At 66.0% G+C, this 12,881-nt stretch carries 15 protein-coding genes; 5 read left to right on the forward strand and 10 right to left on the reverse strand.

Translation table 11 applies throughout. The features are described from left to right. Positions 1 to 176: 176 nt before the first annotated feature. Positions 177 to 1,391, reverse strand: a complete 1,215-nt coding sequence (locus DK874_RS10130) for a S8 family peptidase (RefSeq protein WP_114313908.1) — start codon at positions 1,389 to 1,391, stop codon at positions 177 to 179. A 72-nt stretch (positions 1,392 to 1,463) separates the two neighbouring features. On the opposite strand from DK874_RS10130, the gene pyrF reads away from it, so the two are divergent. Genes pyrF through DK874_RS10155 form a run of 5 tightly spaced genes read left to right on the forward strand, consistent with a single transcriptional unit; the run spans position 1,464 to position 5,333 of the window. Beyond that, the gene (pyrF, locus tag DK874_RS10135) at positions 1,464 to 2,237 is read left to right on the forward strand and encodes an orotidine-5'-phosphate decarboxylase (RefSeq protein WP_114313909.1); all 774 of its coding nucleotides are present in this window, start codon (positions 1,464 to 1,466) and stop codon (positions 2,235 to 2,237) included. Between the two features lie 5 nt (positions 2,238 to 2,242). After that, positions 2,243 to 2,794, forward strand: coding sequence for an orotate phosphoribosyltransferase (pyrE, locus tag DK874_RS10140; RefSeq protein ID WP_114313910.1), 552 nt, complete (start codon positions 2,243 to 2,245; stop codon positions 2,792 to 2,794). A gap of 4 nt (positions 2,795 to 2,798) precedes the next feature. Beyond that, complete coding sequence (locus tag DK874_RS10145) at positions 2,799 to 3,803, forward strand: hypothetical protein (protein WP_114313911.1); 1,005 nt, start codon at positions 2,799 to 2,801, stop codon at positions 3,801 to 3,803. Beyond that, on the forward strand, positions 3,800 to 4,765 hold the full coding sequence (locus tag DK874_RS10150; RefSeq protein ID WP_114313912.1) for an NAD(P)H-dependent glycerol-3-phosphate dehydrogenase: 966 nt from the start codon (positions 3,800 to 3,802) through the stop codon (positions 4,763 to 4,765). Before DK874_RS10145 ends, DK874_RS10150 begins: the two co-directional genes overlap by 4 nt. 37 nt (positions 4,766 to 4,802) lie before the next feature. Beyond that, positions 4,803 to 5,333, forward strand: a complete 531-nt coding sequence (locus DK874_RS10155) for a Uma2 family endonuclease (protein ID WP_114313913.1) — start codon at positions 4,803 to 4,805, stop codon at positions 5,331 to 5,333. Here DK874_RS10155 and DK874_RS10160 read toward each other — a convergent pair. The 9 genes from DK874_RS10160 to DK874_RS10200 all read right to left on the reverse strand — a co-directional run bounded on the left by DK874_RS10160 (position 5,330) and on the right by DK874_RS10200 (position 12,771). Further along, on the reverse strand, positions 5,330 to 6,040 hold the full coding sequence (locus tag DK874_RS10160) for an alpha/beta fold hydrolase (RefSeq protein WP_114313914.1): 711 nt from the start codon (positions 6,038 to 6,040) through the stop codon (positions 5,330 to 5,332). The two genes, DK874_RS10155 and DK874_RS10160, sit on opposite strands and share 4 nt — an antisense overlap. Continuing rightward, entirely contained in the window at positions 6,041 to 6,244 is a 204-nt protein-coding gene (locus DK874_RS10165) for a hypothetical protein (protein ID WP_114313915.1), read from the reverse strand. Continuing rightward, the gene (gene sufU / locus DK874_RS10170; protein ID WP_114313916.1) at positions 6,241 to 6,657 is read right to left on the reverse strand and encodes a Fe-S cluster assembly sulfur transfer protein SufU; all 417 of its coding nucleotides are present in this window, start codon (positions 6,655 to 6,657) and stop codon (positions 6,241 to 6,243) included. Before sufU ends, DK874_RS10165 begins: the two co-directional genes overlap by 4 nt. Positions 6,658 to 6,668: 11 nt before the next feature. Further along, a complete protein-coding gene (locus DK874_RS10175; RefSeq protein ID WP_114313917.1) occupies positions 6,669 to 7,883 on the reverse strand; it encodes a cysteine desulfurase in 1,215 nt (404 codons plus the stop codon). A 15-nt stretch (positions 7,884 to 7,898) separates the two neighbouring features. Further along, positions 7,899 to 9,914: a heavy metal translocating P-type ATPase gene (locus DK874_RS10180; RefSeq protein ID WP_114313918.1), complete on the reverse strand. Its 2,016-nt coding sequence runs from the start codon at positions 9,912 to 9,914 to the stop codon at positions 7,899 to 7,901. Next, positions 9,914 to 11,320 carry a multicopper oxidase family protein gene (locus DK874_RS10185; protein WP_114313919.1) on the reverse strand — a complete coding sequence of 469 codons (1,407 nt, stop codon included), beginning with the start codon at positions 11,318 to 11,320 and terminating at the stop codon, positions 9,914 to 9,916. The genes DK874_RS10180 and DK874_RS10185 overlap by 1 nt, the downstream gene beginning before the upstream one ends. A gap of 47 nt (positions 11,321 to 11,367) precedes the next feature. Then, entirely contained in the window at positions 11,368 to 11,757 is a 390-nt protein-coding gene (locus tag DK874_RS10190; protein ID WP_114313920.1) for a DUF302 domain-containing protein, read from the reverse strand. A gap of 139 nt (positions 11,758 to 11,896) precedes the next feature. Continuing rightward, positions 11,897 to 12,535 (reverse strand): peptidase M4, encoded by a 639-nt coding sequence (locus DK874_RS10195; RefSeq protein WP_114313921.1) that lies wholly within the window; start codon positions 12,533 to 12,535, stop codon positions 11,897 to 11,899. After that, positions 12,532 to 12,771 carry an SHOCT domain-containing protein gene (locus tag DK874_RS10200; RefSeq protein ID WP_114313922.1) on the reverse strand — a complete coding sequence of 80 codons (240 nt, stop codon included), beginning with the start codon at positions 12,769 to 12,771 and terminating at the stop codon, positions 12,532 to 12,534. Before DK874_RS10200 ends, DK874_RS10195 begins: the two co-directional genes overlap by 4 nt. Between the last annotated feature and the right edge of the window lie 110 nt (positions 12,772 to 12,881).

Genomic DNA, 12,881 nt, shown 5'->3' on the forward strand with positions numbered 1-12,881 from the left:
ACAAGGTAGCTGTACCGGAAGGTGCGGCTGGATCACCTCCTTTCTAAGGAGCAAGCAAGGCCCGTTCCTGCGCTTTCAAGACCCCGTGGTCTAGCGGTGTAAACCCCCGGCAGGGGGTTTTTTTTCTGGGAAAGACCGCCCCCCGCCCTTGGGCGGGGGGTTTTCCTTGGGAAGGGCTAGAATCCCCTCACGTTCAGGAAGGGCTCAGGGTGGGGTTTACCCGAGGTATTCTGCCAACCTGCGGTGCTCTCGGCGTTTTGCAGGAGGGCCTCTTTCACCTGGGCTGGGGTGTAGCTGGGGTAGCGGGAGAGCACAAGGGCAGTGGCTCCGGCCACATGGGGGCTTGCCATGGAGGTGCCGCTGATGGTGTTGTAGCTGGAGGTGGAGGAGTTCCAGGTGGAGAGGATGGAGACGCCCGGGGCTGCAATGTCCACGTCAGGTCCGTAGTTGGACCAGGAGGGCCAGTCGTCTTGGCTGTTGGTGGCGCTTACGGTGATGACCTCGTCGTAGGCGGCGGGGGTATGGTTGGCGGCGTTGTCTCCCTCGTTGCCGGCGGCCACCACCACGGTGATCCGGTAGTCGCACACCGCCTTTTGGATGACGTTGTGGAAGGCGTTGCTGGAACGGGTGCTGGGGCAGTACTGACCGTCTTGGTCGTCGGTGCCGCTACCCCCCAGGCTCATGTTGATGACCTTGGGCTTGCCGCCGTTGTTGTGGCTGATGACCCAGTTGAGGCCCTGGACGATGCCGCTGGTGGAGCCAGAACCGGAGCCAGACAAGATCTTCACCGCCCAAAGCTCGGCGGCGGGGGCGACCCCTAAGACGCCCACGCTGTTATTCACTGCGGCTACCGTGCCCGCCACGTGGGTGCCGTGGCCGTTGTCGTCATCGTAAGCGGTGCGGCACTTGCCCCGGCACTTTACCACCGCATACCCCCCCATTAGGTTGGTGAGGTCCTCATGCCCCACCTTGATCCCGGTGTCCACCACGTACACGGAGACGTTGGCCCCCTTGGCGGTGGTGGAGGGGGCGCCGATGCGCTCCACGCCCCAGGGGATGGTCTGGGCGTAAGCCCTCACCTCCTGGTCCGGGGTCAGGGCGTAGACCCGGGGGTCTTGGGCCAGGCGCTGGGCCTGGGCGGGGGTGAGGTTGCGGAGGATGACGGCCCCCAGGGCCTCGAGGCGGTCCTCCGCCGGCACGGCGAGGCCATGGGCCCTTTCCAAAGCGGCAAGCCGCTCATGGAAGCGCCCGGCCACACCTGGGGAGGCCATGGGCTCCAGGATGGCGATGTAGGTCTGGCCCGGTTCCCTAAAGGCCTGGGGGCTTAGGGTGTCCTGCTGTTGGCACGCGGCCAGGGCCAGAAGGCTTAAAGCCAGGATGAGCTTTTTCATACTCCCTCCTTGCGGTACGCCGCCAACTTTATTTCCCCCAGGTCAGGGTTGTCAAGGCCTATAGTGGAGGTTATGGACTTTCTCCTGGCCCTTTCCCGCCCGCCCTTGGTCCTGGGGGTGGACCCGAGGCCCGGGCTTCATGGGCCTGAGCCCATTCCCCACCTAAGGCGGTATTCCCTGGAGGTCTTTGAAGCCTTGGCGCCCAGGCTGGCGGCGGTCAAGTTCCAGCTGGCCTTTTTTGAAGCCTTGGGCCCTAGGGGTATGGAGCTTCTCCTGGAGCTGGCCAGCGCCGCCCGGGTGATGGGCCTGCCGGTGATCTTTGACGGGAAGCGGGGGGATGTGGGCACCACCGCTGAGGCGTATGCCGAGGCCTACCTTAGGCGCTTCCCCGGAAGCGCCCTCACCGTGAACCCCTACCTGGGCCTGGATGCCCTAACGCCTTTCTTCCAGGCGGCTCAGGAATGCCAGGGGGCGGTCTTCGTCCTGGTCAAGACCTCCAACCCGGGCTCGGGCTTCCTGCAAGACCTGGGGGTGGAGGGAAGGCCCCTTTACCTCCATCTGGCGGAGGCCTTGGCCCAGGCGGGGGAGGGGTACCGCGAAGGGGGGTGGAGCCGGGTGGGCCTTGTGGTGGGGGCCACCTACCCGGAGGCGGTTTGGCAGGTGCGGGAGGTGGCTCCCCGGGCCCCCTTGCTCCTTCCCGGGGTGGGGGTGCAAGGGGGGAGGCCCTTGAAGGGCCCCGGGCTTTTAAACACCGCTAGCCGCGCCCTTTTCTACCCGGGGGGCAGGCCGGACCTCGAGGAGGCGTTGCGGGCGGCGGAGGACTTCCATAAGGCTTTGGTAGAGTAGGGGGGATGGATGTCCTGGAGCTCTACCGCAGGACGGGGGCCCTTTTGGAAGGGCACTTCCTCCTGCGCTCGGGGTTGCATTCGCCGGTCTTCCTGCAATCCGCTGCCCTTTTGCAACATCCCCTCTACGCGGAGGCGGTGGGGGAGGCCTTGGGCAAGCTCTTTGAAGACGAGAAGGTGGATTTCGTCATTGGGCCGGCCCTGGGTGGGGTGGTGCTCTCCTTCGTGGTGGCCAAGGCCTTGGGGGCCAGGGCCCTTTTTGCCGAAAAGGACGGCCAGGGGGGCATGACCCTGCGCAAGGGCCTCACCGTGAATCCGGGCGACCGCTTTGTGGCGGTGGAGGATGTGGTAACCACGGGGGAGAGCGTGCGCAAGGCCATCCGGGCGGCGGAGGCCAGGGGAGGGGTTCTGGTGGGGGTGGGGGCCATCGTGGACCGGAGCGGGGGGAGGGTGGAGTTCGGTGTTCCCTTCCAGGCCCTTCTTAAGCTGGAGGTGCCCCAGTATTCCCCCGAGTCCTGCCCCCTCTGCCGGGGCGGGGTGCCCTTGGAGGAGGTTTGAGGCCATGGGCCTTCTGGCCTGGCTTCTCGTTTTCCTCCCTTGGGCCCTGGCCTCTTCCCCCGTGGAGTTGGGCCGCCAGGCGGTGGAGGCTTGGCTTGGGGGAAAGCTTTCGCCAAGCCTCGAGGAGGTCCTAAGGGCTTCCCCTGAGGAGGCCCCGAGGCTTTTGGAGCGCTATGCCTTTTTCCCGCCACCCCCTAAGGGCCTTTCCCTCAACCTGGATAGCCCCAAGGTGGAGGGGAACCGGGTCCTCTTCCCCGCGGCCGTGGGGGAGGAGGTGGGGGAGGTGGTGGTGGTCCTGGAGGGGGGGGAGGTGAAGCGGGTCTACTTCCGCCCCCAGGGGCTTTCCCTCCCTGGGTACCTCCTAAGCCCGTTGGCGGGGTGGGGGTTTTTGCTGCTTTCCCTCTTCTTTGCCTTTCTCCTCTTCCAGCCCTCCCCCTTCCGCGCCTGGCTTTTGGAGGCCTTCGCCCTTCTTCGCGCCTATAGGGGGCTTTACCTTTTCACCAACCTTTTCCTCTACGGCCTCTTTGCCCTGGGGGCCCTTTTGGCCTATGGGATGCCGGAGATGGCCAGGGCGGTCCAGGCCCTTTTTGGCGGGGCCCTCGAGGCCATCGGCCTGGAAAAGGCCACGGGAAAGGGGGTTCTGGTCCTGGCCGGGGTCATCTTCCACTGGAACTTCAGCCAGGGGCTTTTCCTCACCGGGCTTATACCCGCCTTGCTCTTTGGCATCCCGGTTTTCCTTTTCAATGCCCTGCGCTACTTGGTCTTTGGCTTTGCCCTTTCCCCGGCCCTTTTGGGCCCCACCTTTCTGGTCCACCTGCCCACCTTGCTCCTGGAGCTTCAGGCCTACATCCTGGTCACCTTCGGGGGGCTTGTGCTCCTGGCCAAAACGGCGGGAGGGGAGGGGTATCGGAAGGGGCTTAGGGCCTTGCTTCTGGCCTTCTACTTAGGGGCCCTTTTCCTGGTTCTGGCGGCCTGGTACGAGGCCTGGGAGGTGAGCCTGCTCCTATGAAGGTGGCCATCCTGGGGGCTGGGGCCTGGGGCACCGCCTTGGGGGTGCTCCTGGCGGGCAAGGGGGTTCCCACGGCCCTTTGGGCCAGGAGAAAGGAACAGGCGGAGGCCCTTCGGGCCACCCGGGAGAACCGGGACTACCTGCCGGGGGTGGCCCTTCCCGCCTACCTCTACCCCACCGCGGACCCGGAGGAGGCCTTGGAGGGGGCGGAGCTGGCGGTGGTGGCCCTGCCCTCCAAGGCCCTGGAGGAAATAGGGGCCCTGCCCCGGGCTCCCTGGTACCTTTCCGCCACCAAGGGGCTTTTCTTTAAGGAAGGGGGGCTTTACACCCCCAGCGAGGTGGTGGAGGCCTTGACGGGGAGGCCGGTGGCCGTCCTTTCCGGCCCCAACCATGCGGAGGAGGTGGCCCGTTTCCTGCCCACGGCCAGCGTGGCGGCGGGGCCTTTGGGGCTAGCCAAGAGGGTGCAGGAGCTTTTCTCCGGGCCCACCTTCCGGGTGTACACGGGCCAGGACCGGCGGGGGGTGGAGCTGGGCGGGGCCTTGAAGAACGTCCTGGCCCTGGCGGCGGGGATGGTGGACGGGCTCCGCCTGGGGGATAACGCCAAGGCGGCCCTCCTCACCCGGGGCCTTAGGGAGATGGTGCGCTTCGGCACCGCCTTGGGGGGCGAGGAGGCCACCTTTTACGGGCTTTCCGGCCTGGGGGACCTTCTGGCCACCGCCTACAGCCTCCACTCCCGCAACCGGGGGGCGGGGGAGCGGCTGGTGCGGGGGGAGGCCTTGGAGCGCCTCGAGGACCGGGGGGTGGTGGAGGGGCTTTATGCGGTCAAGGCCGTCATGGCCTGGCGGGAGCGAACCGGGCTTGAGCTTCCCATCGCCGAGGCGGTCTATGGGGTGGTCTATGGGGGGCTGGATCCCCTAAAGGCCCTTTCCGCCCTCATGGCCCGGGAGCCCAAGGGGGAGTAGCTCCGCCAAAACCCGGTGGGAGCCTACAAGGGTAGAGATGCTGGCCCCGAAGCTTCCCAAGTCCCTGGAGGCCTATCTGGAAGAGGAGGCCCAATCCCCGGTGAAGCGGGAGTACCTGCGGGGGCGCCTGTACGCCATGGCGGGGGCCAGCGCCCTCCATAACCGGGTGGCCCTCAACGTCGCCGCCCGGTTTCTGGAAGCGGCCAGGCCCAGGGGATGCTGGGTGTACATGAGCGACATGAAGCTCGGGATCCGGGATGAAGCCGTCTACTACCCCGATGTGATGGTGGTGTGCCGGTCTGGGCCTCCCCACCCCTACTACGAGGAGGCGCCTTGCGCCCTGGTGGAGGTCCTTTCCCCAGCCACCGAAGCCCAGGACCGGCGGGAGAAGCGGGTCCTCTACGAGACCTTGGAGAGCCTGGAAGTTTACCTTCTCGTGGACCCCGAGGCCCGCCGTTTCACCCTTTACCGCAGGACCTCCGAGGGCTTTGTGGAGGAGGAAGGGGAGGAAGCCCCTATCCCCTGCCTGGACCTCGTGTTGCGGGCCGAGGAGGCCTTCCGCCTCTAGAGCACTTCGGCCAGGAAACCCAAAAGGGCCGTACGGAAGGCCTTGGGGTTTTCCAGGTTGGTAAGGTGCCCGGCCTCCGGGAGGATGAGTAGGCGGGCATCGGGTAGGGCCCTGGCCATGGCTTTGGCCTCCTCGGGCGGGGTAAGGGTGTCCTCCTCCCCCACCAGGACCAGGGCGGGGCGGCGCATCCCGGGGAGGAGAGGGGTGGAGTCGGGCCGTTCCGCCAGGGCCAGGAGGCTTTCTGCCACCGCCTCGGGGGTGGCCTGAAGGATGAGGGCCTTGGCCCGTTCCCCCACCTCGGGCTTTTCCTCCCGGGTGGTCTTGCCCAGGTGGCTTGGGAGAAGGGCCTCGGGGAGGAAGCCCACCCCTTCCGCCAACACCCTTTCCCTGAGGGCATAGCGCCCCTTCCTACCCTCCTCGCTATCCGCCCCGGCGCGGGTGTCCGCCAGGACCAGGCCCAGGAAGCGCTCCGGGGCCTTGCGCCAAAGCTCAAAGATGAGGTAGCCCCCCATGGAAAGCCCCACGAAGACCGCCTCCTCGAGGCCAGCCCCTTCCATCTCCTCCAGCACCTTCTCCGCCGCCTGGGGGAGGGAAAGCCCCAGGTAGTGGGGGGCCAGGACGGGAAGCCTCCCCCGGAAGTAGCTCATCTCCTCTTCCCACATCCCCGGGTTATAGGGAAAAGCGTGCAAAAATACCACGCCCCGCATCTAGGCCTCCTTCACCGCTTCCCCCTCGAGGCCCAAGGCCTTGAGCCGGGCGATGAGGCTTGGGTCCTCCACCACCACATAGTTGCGCCCATCCTGGCTTTCCGCCCTTAAAAGCCCCGCCTTGGCCGCCTCCTTCCAGGCCTCCATGAGGTCGGGGTACTGGACCAGCAGGGGGGTTACCTTGTGGGCGGGGTAACGCCTCACCGCAAGGCCTCCTCCAGGGCATGCCAGGCCAAGGTGGCGCACTTCACCCGGGCGGGGAGCTTGGCCACCCCTTGGAGGGCCAAAAGGTCCCCCAGGGCTGGGTCAGGCGGGGCTCCTTCCACCACCATAGCCTGGAACTTCCTGGAAAGCTCCAGGGCCTCCGCCACCTTCTTCCCCTTTACCAGCTCGGTCATCAGGGAGGCGCTGGCGGTGCTGATGGCGCACCCTTGCCCCTGGAAGCGGATGTCGGCGATGGTATCCCCTTCCAGGCGCACCATCACCTCCACCTGGTCCCCGCAAGAGGGGTTCATGCCCCCAGCGGTCTTGGTGGCCTGGGGCAGGACCCCGAAGTTCTTGGGGTTCTGGTAGTGCTTGAGGATGATCTCCCGGTAAAGCTCGTCAAGGACGCTCATGGATTCCCCCATTATAGCCAGGCCCGGTAGCGGGTGTGGATGCGAAGGAGGGCCTCCACCAAGCGGTCCACCTCCTCGAGGGTGTTGTAGAGGTAGAAGCTGGCCCGGGCCGTGGCCGCAAGGCCCAGCTTCCGGTGCAAGGGTTGGGCGCAGTGGTGCCCGGCCCTTACCGCAATCCCCTCCTGGTCCAGGAAGGTGGCCAGGTCGTGGGGGTGGAGGCGGCCTAGGGTAAAGGGAATCACCCCACCCCGGTCCTCCCCCCTAGGGCCATACACCTTTAGGTCCGGTACCTGGGAAAGGCGCCTTAGGGCGTATTCCAGGAGGGTCCGGTCGTGGGCGAAGACCCGCTCCATGCCGATTTCCATCAGGTAGCTGGCCGCCTCTCCCAAGGCGATGGCCTCGGCAATGGGAGGGGTGCCGGCCTCAAAGCGTTGGGGAGGAGGGGCGTAGGTGGAGCGGTCCACGTGGACCTCGCGGATCATCTCCCCCCCGCCCAGAAAAGGCTGCATCCCCTCTAAGACCTCGTACCGGCCCCAAAGGACCCCGGCCCCCGTGGGCCCCAGCATCTTGTGGCCGGAGAGGGCAAAGAAGTCGGCCCCCAGGGCCTTCACGTCCACGGGCAGGTGGGGGGCGCTTTGCGCCCCGTCCACCACCACCAAGGCCCCCACCTCCTTGGCCTTCCTGGCGATCTCCCCCACGGGGTTGAGGGTGCCCAGGACGTTGGACATGTGGACCACCGAGACCACCTTGACCCTTTCCGTGAGGAGGGTGTCCAAGGCGGAAAGGTCCAGCCGGCCCTCCTCGGTGAGGGGGATGGCCTTGATGCGGGCTCCCTTGAGCCCCGCCACCAGGTGCCAGGGCACGAGCCCGGCATGGTGCTCCATCTCCGTCACCAGGATCTCGTCCCCTTCCTTCAGGTTCCGCAAGCCCCAGGCGTAGGCCACCAGGTTCAGGGCCTCGGTGGTGTTGCGCACGAAGATAATCTCGCTTTCCTCGGCGCCAAGAAAGCGGGCCATGCGGCGCCTCGCCTCCTCGTACGCCTCGGTGGCCGCCACGGAGAGGCGGTAGGCCCCCCGGTGGACGTTGGCGTTGAGCTCCTTGTAGTAGCGGTCCAGAGCCTCCAGGACCCGCCTGGGCTTTTGGCTGGTGGCGGCGGAGTCCAAATAGACCAGATCCGGCCGCGCGGCGATCAGGGGGAAGTCTTCCCTTAGGGCAGAGAAGTCCATGCCTCCAGTCTAGCCCTAAGCGCTCAGGTGCGCCCGCCTTAGAAGAAGGGCGTTGAGGGCCACCGCCACGGTGGAAAGGCTCATGAAGAGGGCCGCGAGGGCCGGGGGTAAGAGGAGGCCCAAGGGGTAGGCCACGCCCGCGGCCAGGGGCAGGGCAAGGATGTTGTACCCCGTGGCCCAGAGGAGGTTCTGGAGCATCTTCCTCCGGGTGGCCTGGGCCAGGTGGAGGAGGCGGACCACGTCCAGGGGATCGTTTTTGACCAGCACCACATCGGCGGATTCCATGGCCACATGGGTTCCTGCCCCGATGGCTACCCCGAGGTCCGCCTCCAGGAGGGCTGGGGCGTCGTTGATCCCGTCTCCCACAAAGGTAGTGGGGCCTTGGGATTTTAACTCCCGCACGATGCGGGCCTTGTCTTGGGGCAGGACCCGGGCGTGGTAGAGGGCGATGCCCAGCTCCGCAGCCAGGGTTTTCGCCACCTCCTCGGCATCCCCGGTGACCATAACGGGGGTGAGGCCCATGGCCTTCAGGCGTTTGATGGCCTCCCGAGCCGAGGGGCGCGGGCGGTCGCGGAGGGCGAAAAGGGCGAGGAGGCGGGTGGCGTTCATGAGGGCCACCGCGCTTTCCCCCCGGGTGGCCACGTCCCTCAGGGCCTGGGCGAGGGTGGGGGATAGGGGAAGGCCCAGCTCCTCAGCCCACTCCGGCCGACCCACCCGGTAAAGCTGCCCACCTAGATACCCCTCCACCCCTTTGCCCGGCACGGCCTGCACCCCGGTAGGGGAAGGAAGGGGGACCTCGGGGCTCAGGTGGGCCTTGGCGTGCTCCCGGATGGCCTCGGCCAGGGGATGTTCGGAGAAGGCCTCGAGGGCCGCGGCCAGAGCCAGGGCCTCTTCTTCCTGCAAGCCCTCCGCATACACCCCCCGCATCTCGAACCGCCCCTCGGTGAGGGTCCCGGTCTTGTCCAGGGCCACGTACCTTAGGCCCGTGGCCCGCTCAAAGGCCTCCCGGTTCCGGATGAGGATGCCTCTTTGGGCGGCCATGGCCGTGGCGTTGACCACCACCAGGGGTATGGCCAGGCCCAAGGCGTGGGGGCAGGCGATGACCACCACGGTCACCGCCCGCTCCAGGGCGAAGGACAAGGAAGCATCGGCCCCAAGCCAAAGGAGGAAGGTTGCGCTTCCCCCCAGCACCGCCAGGTAGAAAAGCCATCCCGCGGCCCGGTCGCCCAGGTCCTGGAAGCGGCTCCGGGAAGCCTGGGCTTCCTCCACCAGGCGCATGACCTGCCCTAAGGTGGTGGCGGTTCCGGTGCGGGTTACCCGGACCTGGATCGCCCCTTCCCCGTTTAACGCCCCGGCCAGGACCTCATCCCCTACCCCTTTAGCCACGGGCCGGGACTCCCCGGTTAGGAAGGCCTCGTTCATGCTGGTGGCTCCTTCCACCACCACGCCGTCCGCGGGCACCTGCTCCCCCGGGCGGATGAGAATGAGGTCCCCCTCCTGGAGGGCGCTGGTGGGCACGTCCTCAATCCGGCCATCCCGGAGCCGGTGGGCCGTCTGGGGCATCAACCTGGCCAAGGCCCTTAAAGCCTCCCCGGCTCCCAGGATAGCCTTCATTTCCAAGAAGTGGCCGAGGAGCATCACGTCCACCAGGGTGGCCAGTTCCCACCAGAAGGGCTGCCCCTTGAGGCCCAACTCCACGGCCAGGCTGTAGGCGTACGCCACGGTGATTCCCAGGGCCACCAGGGTCATCATCCCTGGCCGCCTGCCCCCAAGCTCCCGCAGGGCCCCCTGGAGAAATACGCCGCCGCCGTAGAGGTAGATCAGGGTTCCCAAGATGAGGGGGATCCAGGCAGCTCCCTCCCAGGGGGGGAGGCCAAGGAGGTCCCGCACCTCCTGGGAGGCGTAGAGGACCGGGAGGGTGAGGAGGAGGCACACCAAAAACCGGTCCCGGAACATCTCCGGGGTGTGGCCTACATGCCGGTTCTGGACCTGGGAAGAAGGGGCGGGGGAAGGATGGGGATGGAGGTGCATTAGCCCACCTCCAGCACCCCCATCATGCCCTTATCCTCGTGCTCCACGATGTGGCAATGGAAGACGGTCTTCCCGGGCAGGTTCCTAAGGGGAACCAAAAGGCGCACCACCTCCTTGGCCTTGAGATTGACCACATCCTTGAAGGCGCGGTAAGGGAAGGCCGCGCCGTTTACCGAGAGGATCTGGAAGGGGTGGGTGTGCAGGTGGAAGGGGTGGTCCATGTCCCCTTGGTTGTCCACCTCCCAGACCTCGAGGTCCCCCGCACGCCCCTGGAGGTCTACCCGGAATTGGTCAAAGGTCTTGCCGTTGATAAAGAACTTCCCGGCCATCATGTCCTCCGCGAAGGTGAGGCGCCGGGTCACCCTGGCCTGGTTGGGGTTGGGGGCGGGTAGTTTGGCCAAGGCCTTGGGCAGGGGGAGGGGTTTGGGGCGGGGTGGGGCCACAAGGGTGAGGAGGGTCTGCGGGCTGCTTGGGCTTGCCCCCATGGACATCCCCCCGTGGCCCATGTGCTCCATCCCGCCCATCATGTGAACGCCCCGGTCGTAAGGCAAGGAAAGCAGGCGGAAGGCCCCTTCTTTTTGGAACCTTACCAGCACCTCTACCCGCTCCCCTGGGGCTAGGAGGAGTTCGGACACCTCATAGGGTTCCTCCAGAAATCCCCCGTCGCTGGCGATGAGGTAAAGAGGATGCCCCTCCAACTGGAGCCGGTAGTAGCGGGCGTTGCTGGCGTTCATCAGGCGCAGGCGCAAGGTGGCCTTGCCGGCCCGCAAGGTGGGGCGGAAGGCCCCGTTTACCAGGAGGAGGTTCCCCTCCTTGCCGTTGATCCAGTCCATGGGGGCATGGGGAGCAGGGCGGCCCCCCGCAAGTTCCAGGTCCTTAAGGATGAGAAGGTGCTCTTCGGCTTCCCTAAGCTCGGGGATCCCATCCAGGGGGCTTTCCACCACCAGGGCCCCAGCTAAGCCGGCGAAGAGCTGGGGGGCTACCCGGCCGTGCAGGTGGGGGTGGTACCAGAAGGTTCCCGCCAGGTCCTGGGGGACGGTGAAGGCGTAGCTCCAGGTTTCCTTCGGCGGGATTTCCAAAAAGGGATCGTCCACCTTAGGGGAGATGGGAAGCCCGTGCCAGTGCAGGTTCGTGGACTCGGGGAGGAGGTTTTCCAGCTCGAGGCGCACCGTATCCCCGGGGCGCACCCTGAGGGTGGGCCCCGGGAAGCTGCCCCCGTAGGTCCAAAGCCGCGCTTCCCGCCCGGCCACGGTAACAGGGGTGGGAGCAGCCTTCAGCCGCACCTGTAAGACCCCGTCCTGGCTTTTGAGCACTGGGGGCTCGGGAAAGGAGGCCTGGCCCCGGGCCAAGGGGGAAAGAAGGAGGCCTGCGGTAAGCTTTAAAAGGGTCCGACGGTTCGCGTTCATACCTCCAGAGGGTAGCGAAGGTTTGTAAAGGGAGTATAAAGGTCCCCCTAGAGTTTGGCCAAGGCTTTCTCCAACCGGCTTCTGGCTTCCTCTACCACCGGTCTGAGCGCCTCCTGCGTTTCCCGAGGGAGCACCTGGAACATGCCCCTGGGGTCCTGGAGGAGGATCTCCACCCCTTCCCCGCCTTCCCGGAGCACGGCGTTGCAGGGAAGGAGGAGGCCGATGTCGGGCAGAGCCTCCAGGGCCCTGGCCGCCAGCCTGGGGTTGCAGGCTCCCAGGATCAGGTAAGGGGGCCTTTCCAGGCCCAGGCGGGCCTTCAGGGTGGCGGCCACGTCAATCTCCGTGAGGATCCCGAAGCCCTCTTCCTTCAAGGCGGCCTCCAGGCGGGTCCGGGCCTCGGCCAGGCTGGTCTTCAGGGTTTTCTTCAGATCCGTCATGATACCCTCCTTACCTAAGTGTAGCGGAACCTGTGGGAGAAGGCCTTTCCTGGAGGTTGCAACGAGCCATATAAGGGGGTATGGGAAAGGCCCTAGGCCCTGCCCGGGGTGGCTTCCCCAGGCAAGGGCCCAACCGGGGTTAGTCTCCCAGGAAGAAGCCGTGCCAGGTGTGGACCCAAACCTCCCCTGTGTAGGCGCTTACGGAAAGCATGCCCTCCACCTCCTTGCGCCCGAAGTCAAAGGTGTAGTACCCGGGGAAAGCCCCAGCTTCCAGCACCCGGGCACCGGGGAGATAATCGCTCAGGAAGGTTTGCGCCAGCTTATTGGCCTCCTCTAAGGAGAAGCGGGCCGGTGTCCCGGCGGGGCCGCCCATCGTGCCGTAACGGGTGTTCCACATCATGTTGGGCCCGGGCTCCGGGGAAACCACTCCGGTGTAGCGATCCACGATGAGTTCAAAAAGCCCCTGCCCCTTCTCGTCCACCACCTGGGCGTAGTAGTTTTGGCTGAAGGCCATAAAGTCCTTAAGGCGTGCTCCTGGGTAAAGCCGCTTGGCGTAAGCCTCTATCCGCGCCTTGGCCTCTTTCTGGGGGATGGGCTGGGCCTCCGGGGGGTAGACCGCCATCATGCCCATCATCCCGTGGCCGCCCATCATTCCCGGGCCGTAGTGGGGGCCGTAGCCCATCATTCCTGGGCCAAAGCCTCCCATCATGCCCTGGGTAAGGGCGAGGCCCAAAAGCAAAAGGGTCAAAACCCCTAAGGCTATACCGTAACGCTTCATGCCTCACCTCCTTTTTCCAGCTCCCTCCGCAACCTTCTGTACGTTTCCTCGTCCAGCTCGCCCATGGCGTACCGGAGGCGCAGGGCCTCCAGGGCCGCATCCCTTTTCCGTTCCCCGCTTCCCCGTTCCCAGGTCCGAAGGCCCAGGTACAGGAGAAGACCCAAGAGGGCCAGTACCAGGAGCATGTTGAGAAGTCCGAAGAACCACCCGAAACCCATGCCGCCCCAACCCATCATGCCCACGATCCACCTCCACCTATACCCTAGGCCGGTACTGTTAAGCTGGCGTAAAGGGGCTTTACCGGCGCTTAACGTTTGGCGCTTAAGCTGATGGGCATGCGAAGAGG

It is taken from the genome of Thermus caldifontis, assembly GCF_003336745.1.
GTDB classification, from domain to species: Bacteria; Deinococcota; Deinococci; order Deinococcales; family Thermaceae; genus Thermus; species Thermus caldifontis.

Excerpts from the sequence above, each read along its gene's own strand:
- DK874_RS10130 (WP_114313908.1), bottom strand. The coding sequence starts at position 1,391 with ATGAAAAAGCTCATCCTGGCTTTAAGCCTTCTGGCCCTGGCCGCGTGC.
- pyrF (WP_114313909.1), top strand. The coding sequence starts at position 1,464 with ATGGACTTTCTCCTGGCCCTTTCCCGCCCGCCCTTGGTCCTGGGGGTG.
- pyrE (WP_114313910.1), top strand. The coding sequence starts at position 2,243 with ATGGATGTCCTGGAGCTCTACCGCAGGACGGGGGCCCTTTTGGAAGGG.
- DK874_RS10145 (WP_114313911.1), top strand. The coding sequence starts at position 2,799 with ATGGGCCTTCTGGCCTGGCTTCTCGTTTTCCTCCCTTGGGCCCTGGCC.
- DK874_RS10150 (WP_114313912.1), top strand. The coding sequence starts at position 3,800 with ATGAAGGTGGCCATCCTGGGGGCTGGGGCCTGGGGCACCGCCTTGGGG.
- DK874_RS10155 (WP_114313913.1), top strand. The coding sequence starts at position 4,803 with ATGCTGGCCCCGAAGCTTCCCAAGTCCCTGGAGGCCTATCTGGAAGAG.
- DK874_RS10160 (WP_114313914.1), bottom strand. The coding sequence starts at position 6,040 with ATGCGGGGCGTGGTATTTTTGCACGCTTTTCCCTATAACCCGGGGATG.
- sufU (WP_114313916.1), bottom strand. The coding sequence starts at position 6,657 with ATGAGCGTCCTTGACGAGCTTTACCGGGAGATCATCCTCAAGCACTAC.
- DK874_RS10175 (WP_114313917.1), bottom strand. The coding sequence starts at position 7,883 with ATGGACTTCTCTGCCCTAAGGGAAGACTTCCCCCTGATCGCCGCGCGG.
- DK874_RS10180 (WP_114313918.1), bottom strand. The coding sequence starts at position 9,914 with ATGCACCTCCATCCCCATCCTTCCCCCGCCCCTTCTTCCCAGGTCCAG.
- DK874_RS10185 (WP_114313919.1), bottom strand. The coding sequence starts at position 11,320 with ATGAACGCGAACCGTCGGACCCTTTTAAAGCTTACCGCAGGCCTCCTT.
- DK874_RS10190 (WP_114313920.1), bottom strand. The coding sequence starts at position 11,757 with ATGACGGATCTGAAGAAAACCCTGAAGACCAGCCTGGCCGAGGCCCGG.
- DK874_RS10195 (WP_114313921.1), bottom strand. The coding sequence starts at position 12,535 with ATGAAGCGTTACGGTATAGCCTTAGGGGTTTTGACCCTTTTGCTTTTG.
- DK874_RS10200 (WP_114313922.1), bottom strand. The coding sequence starts at position 12,771 with ATGATGGGTTGGGGCGGCATGGGTTTCGGGTGGTTCTTCGGACTTCTC.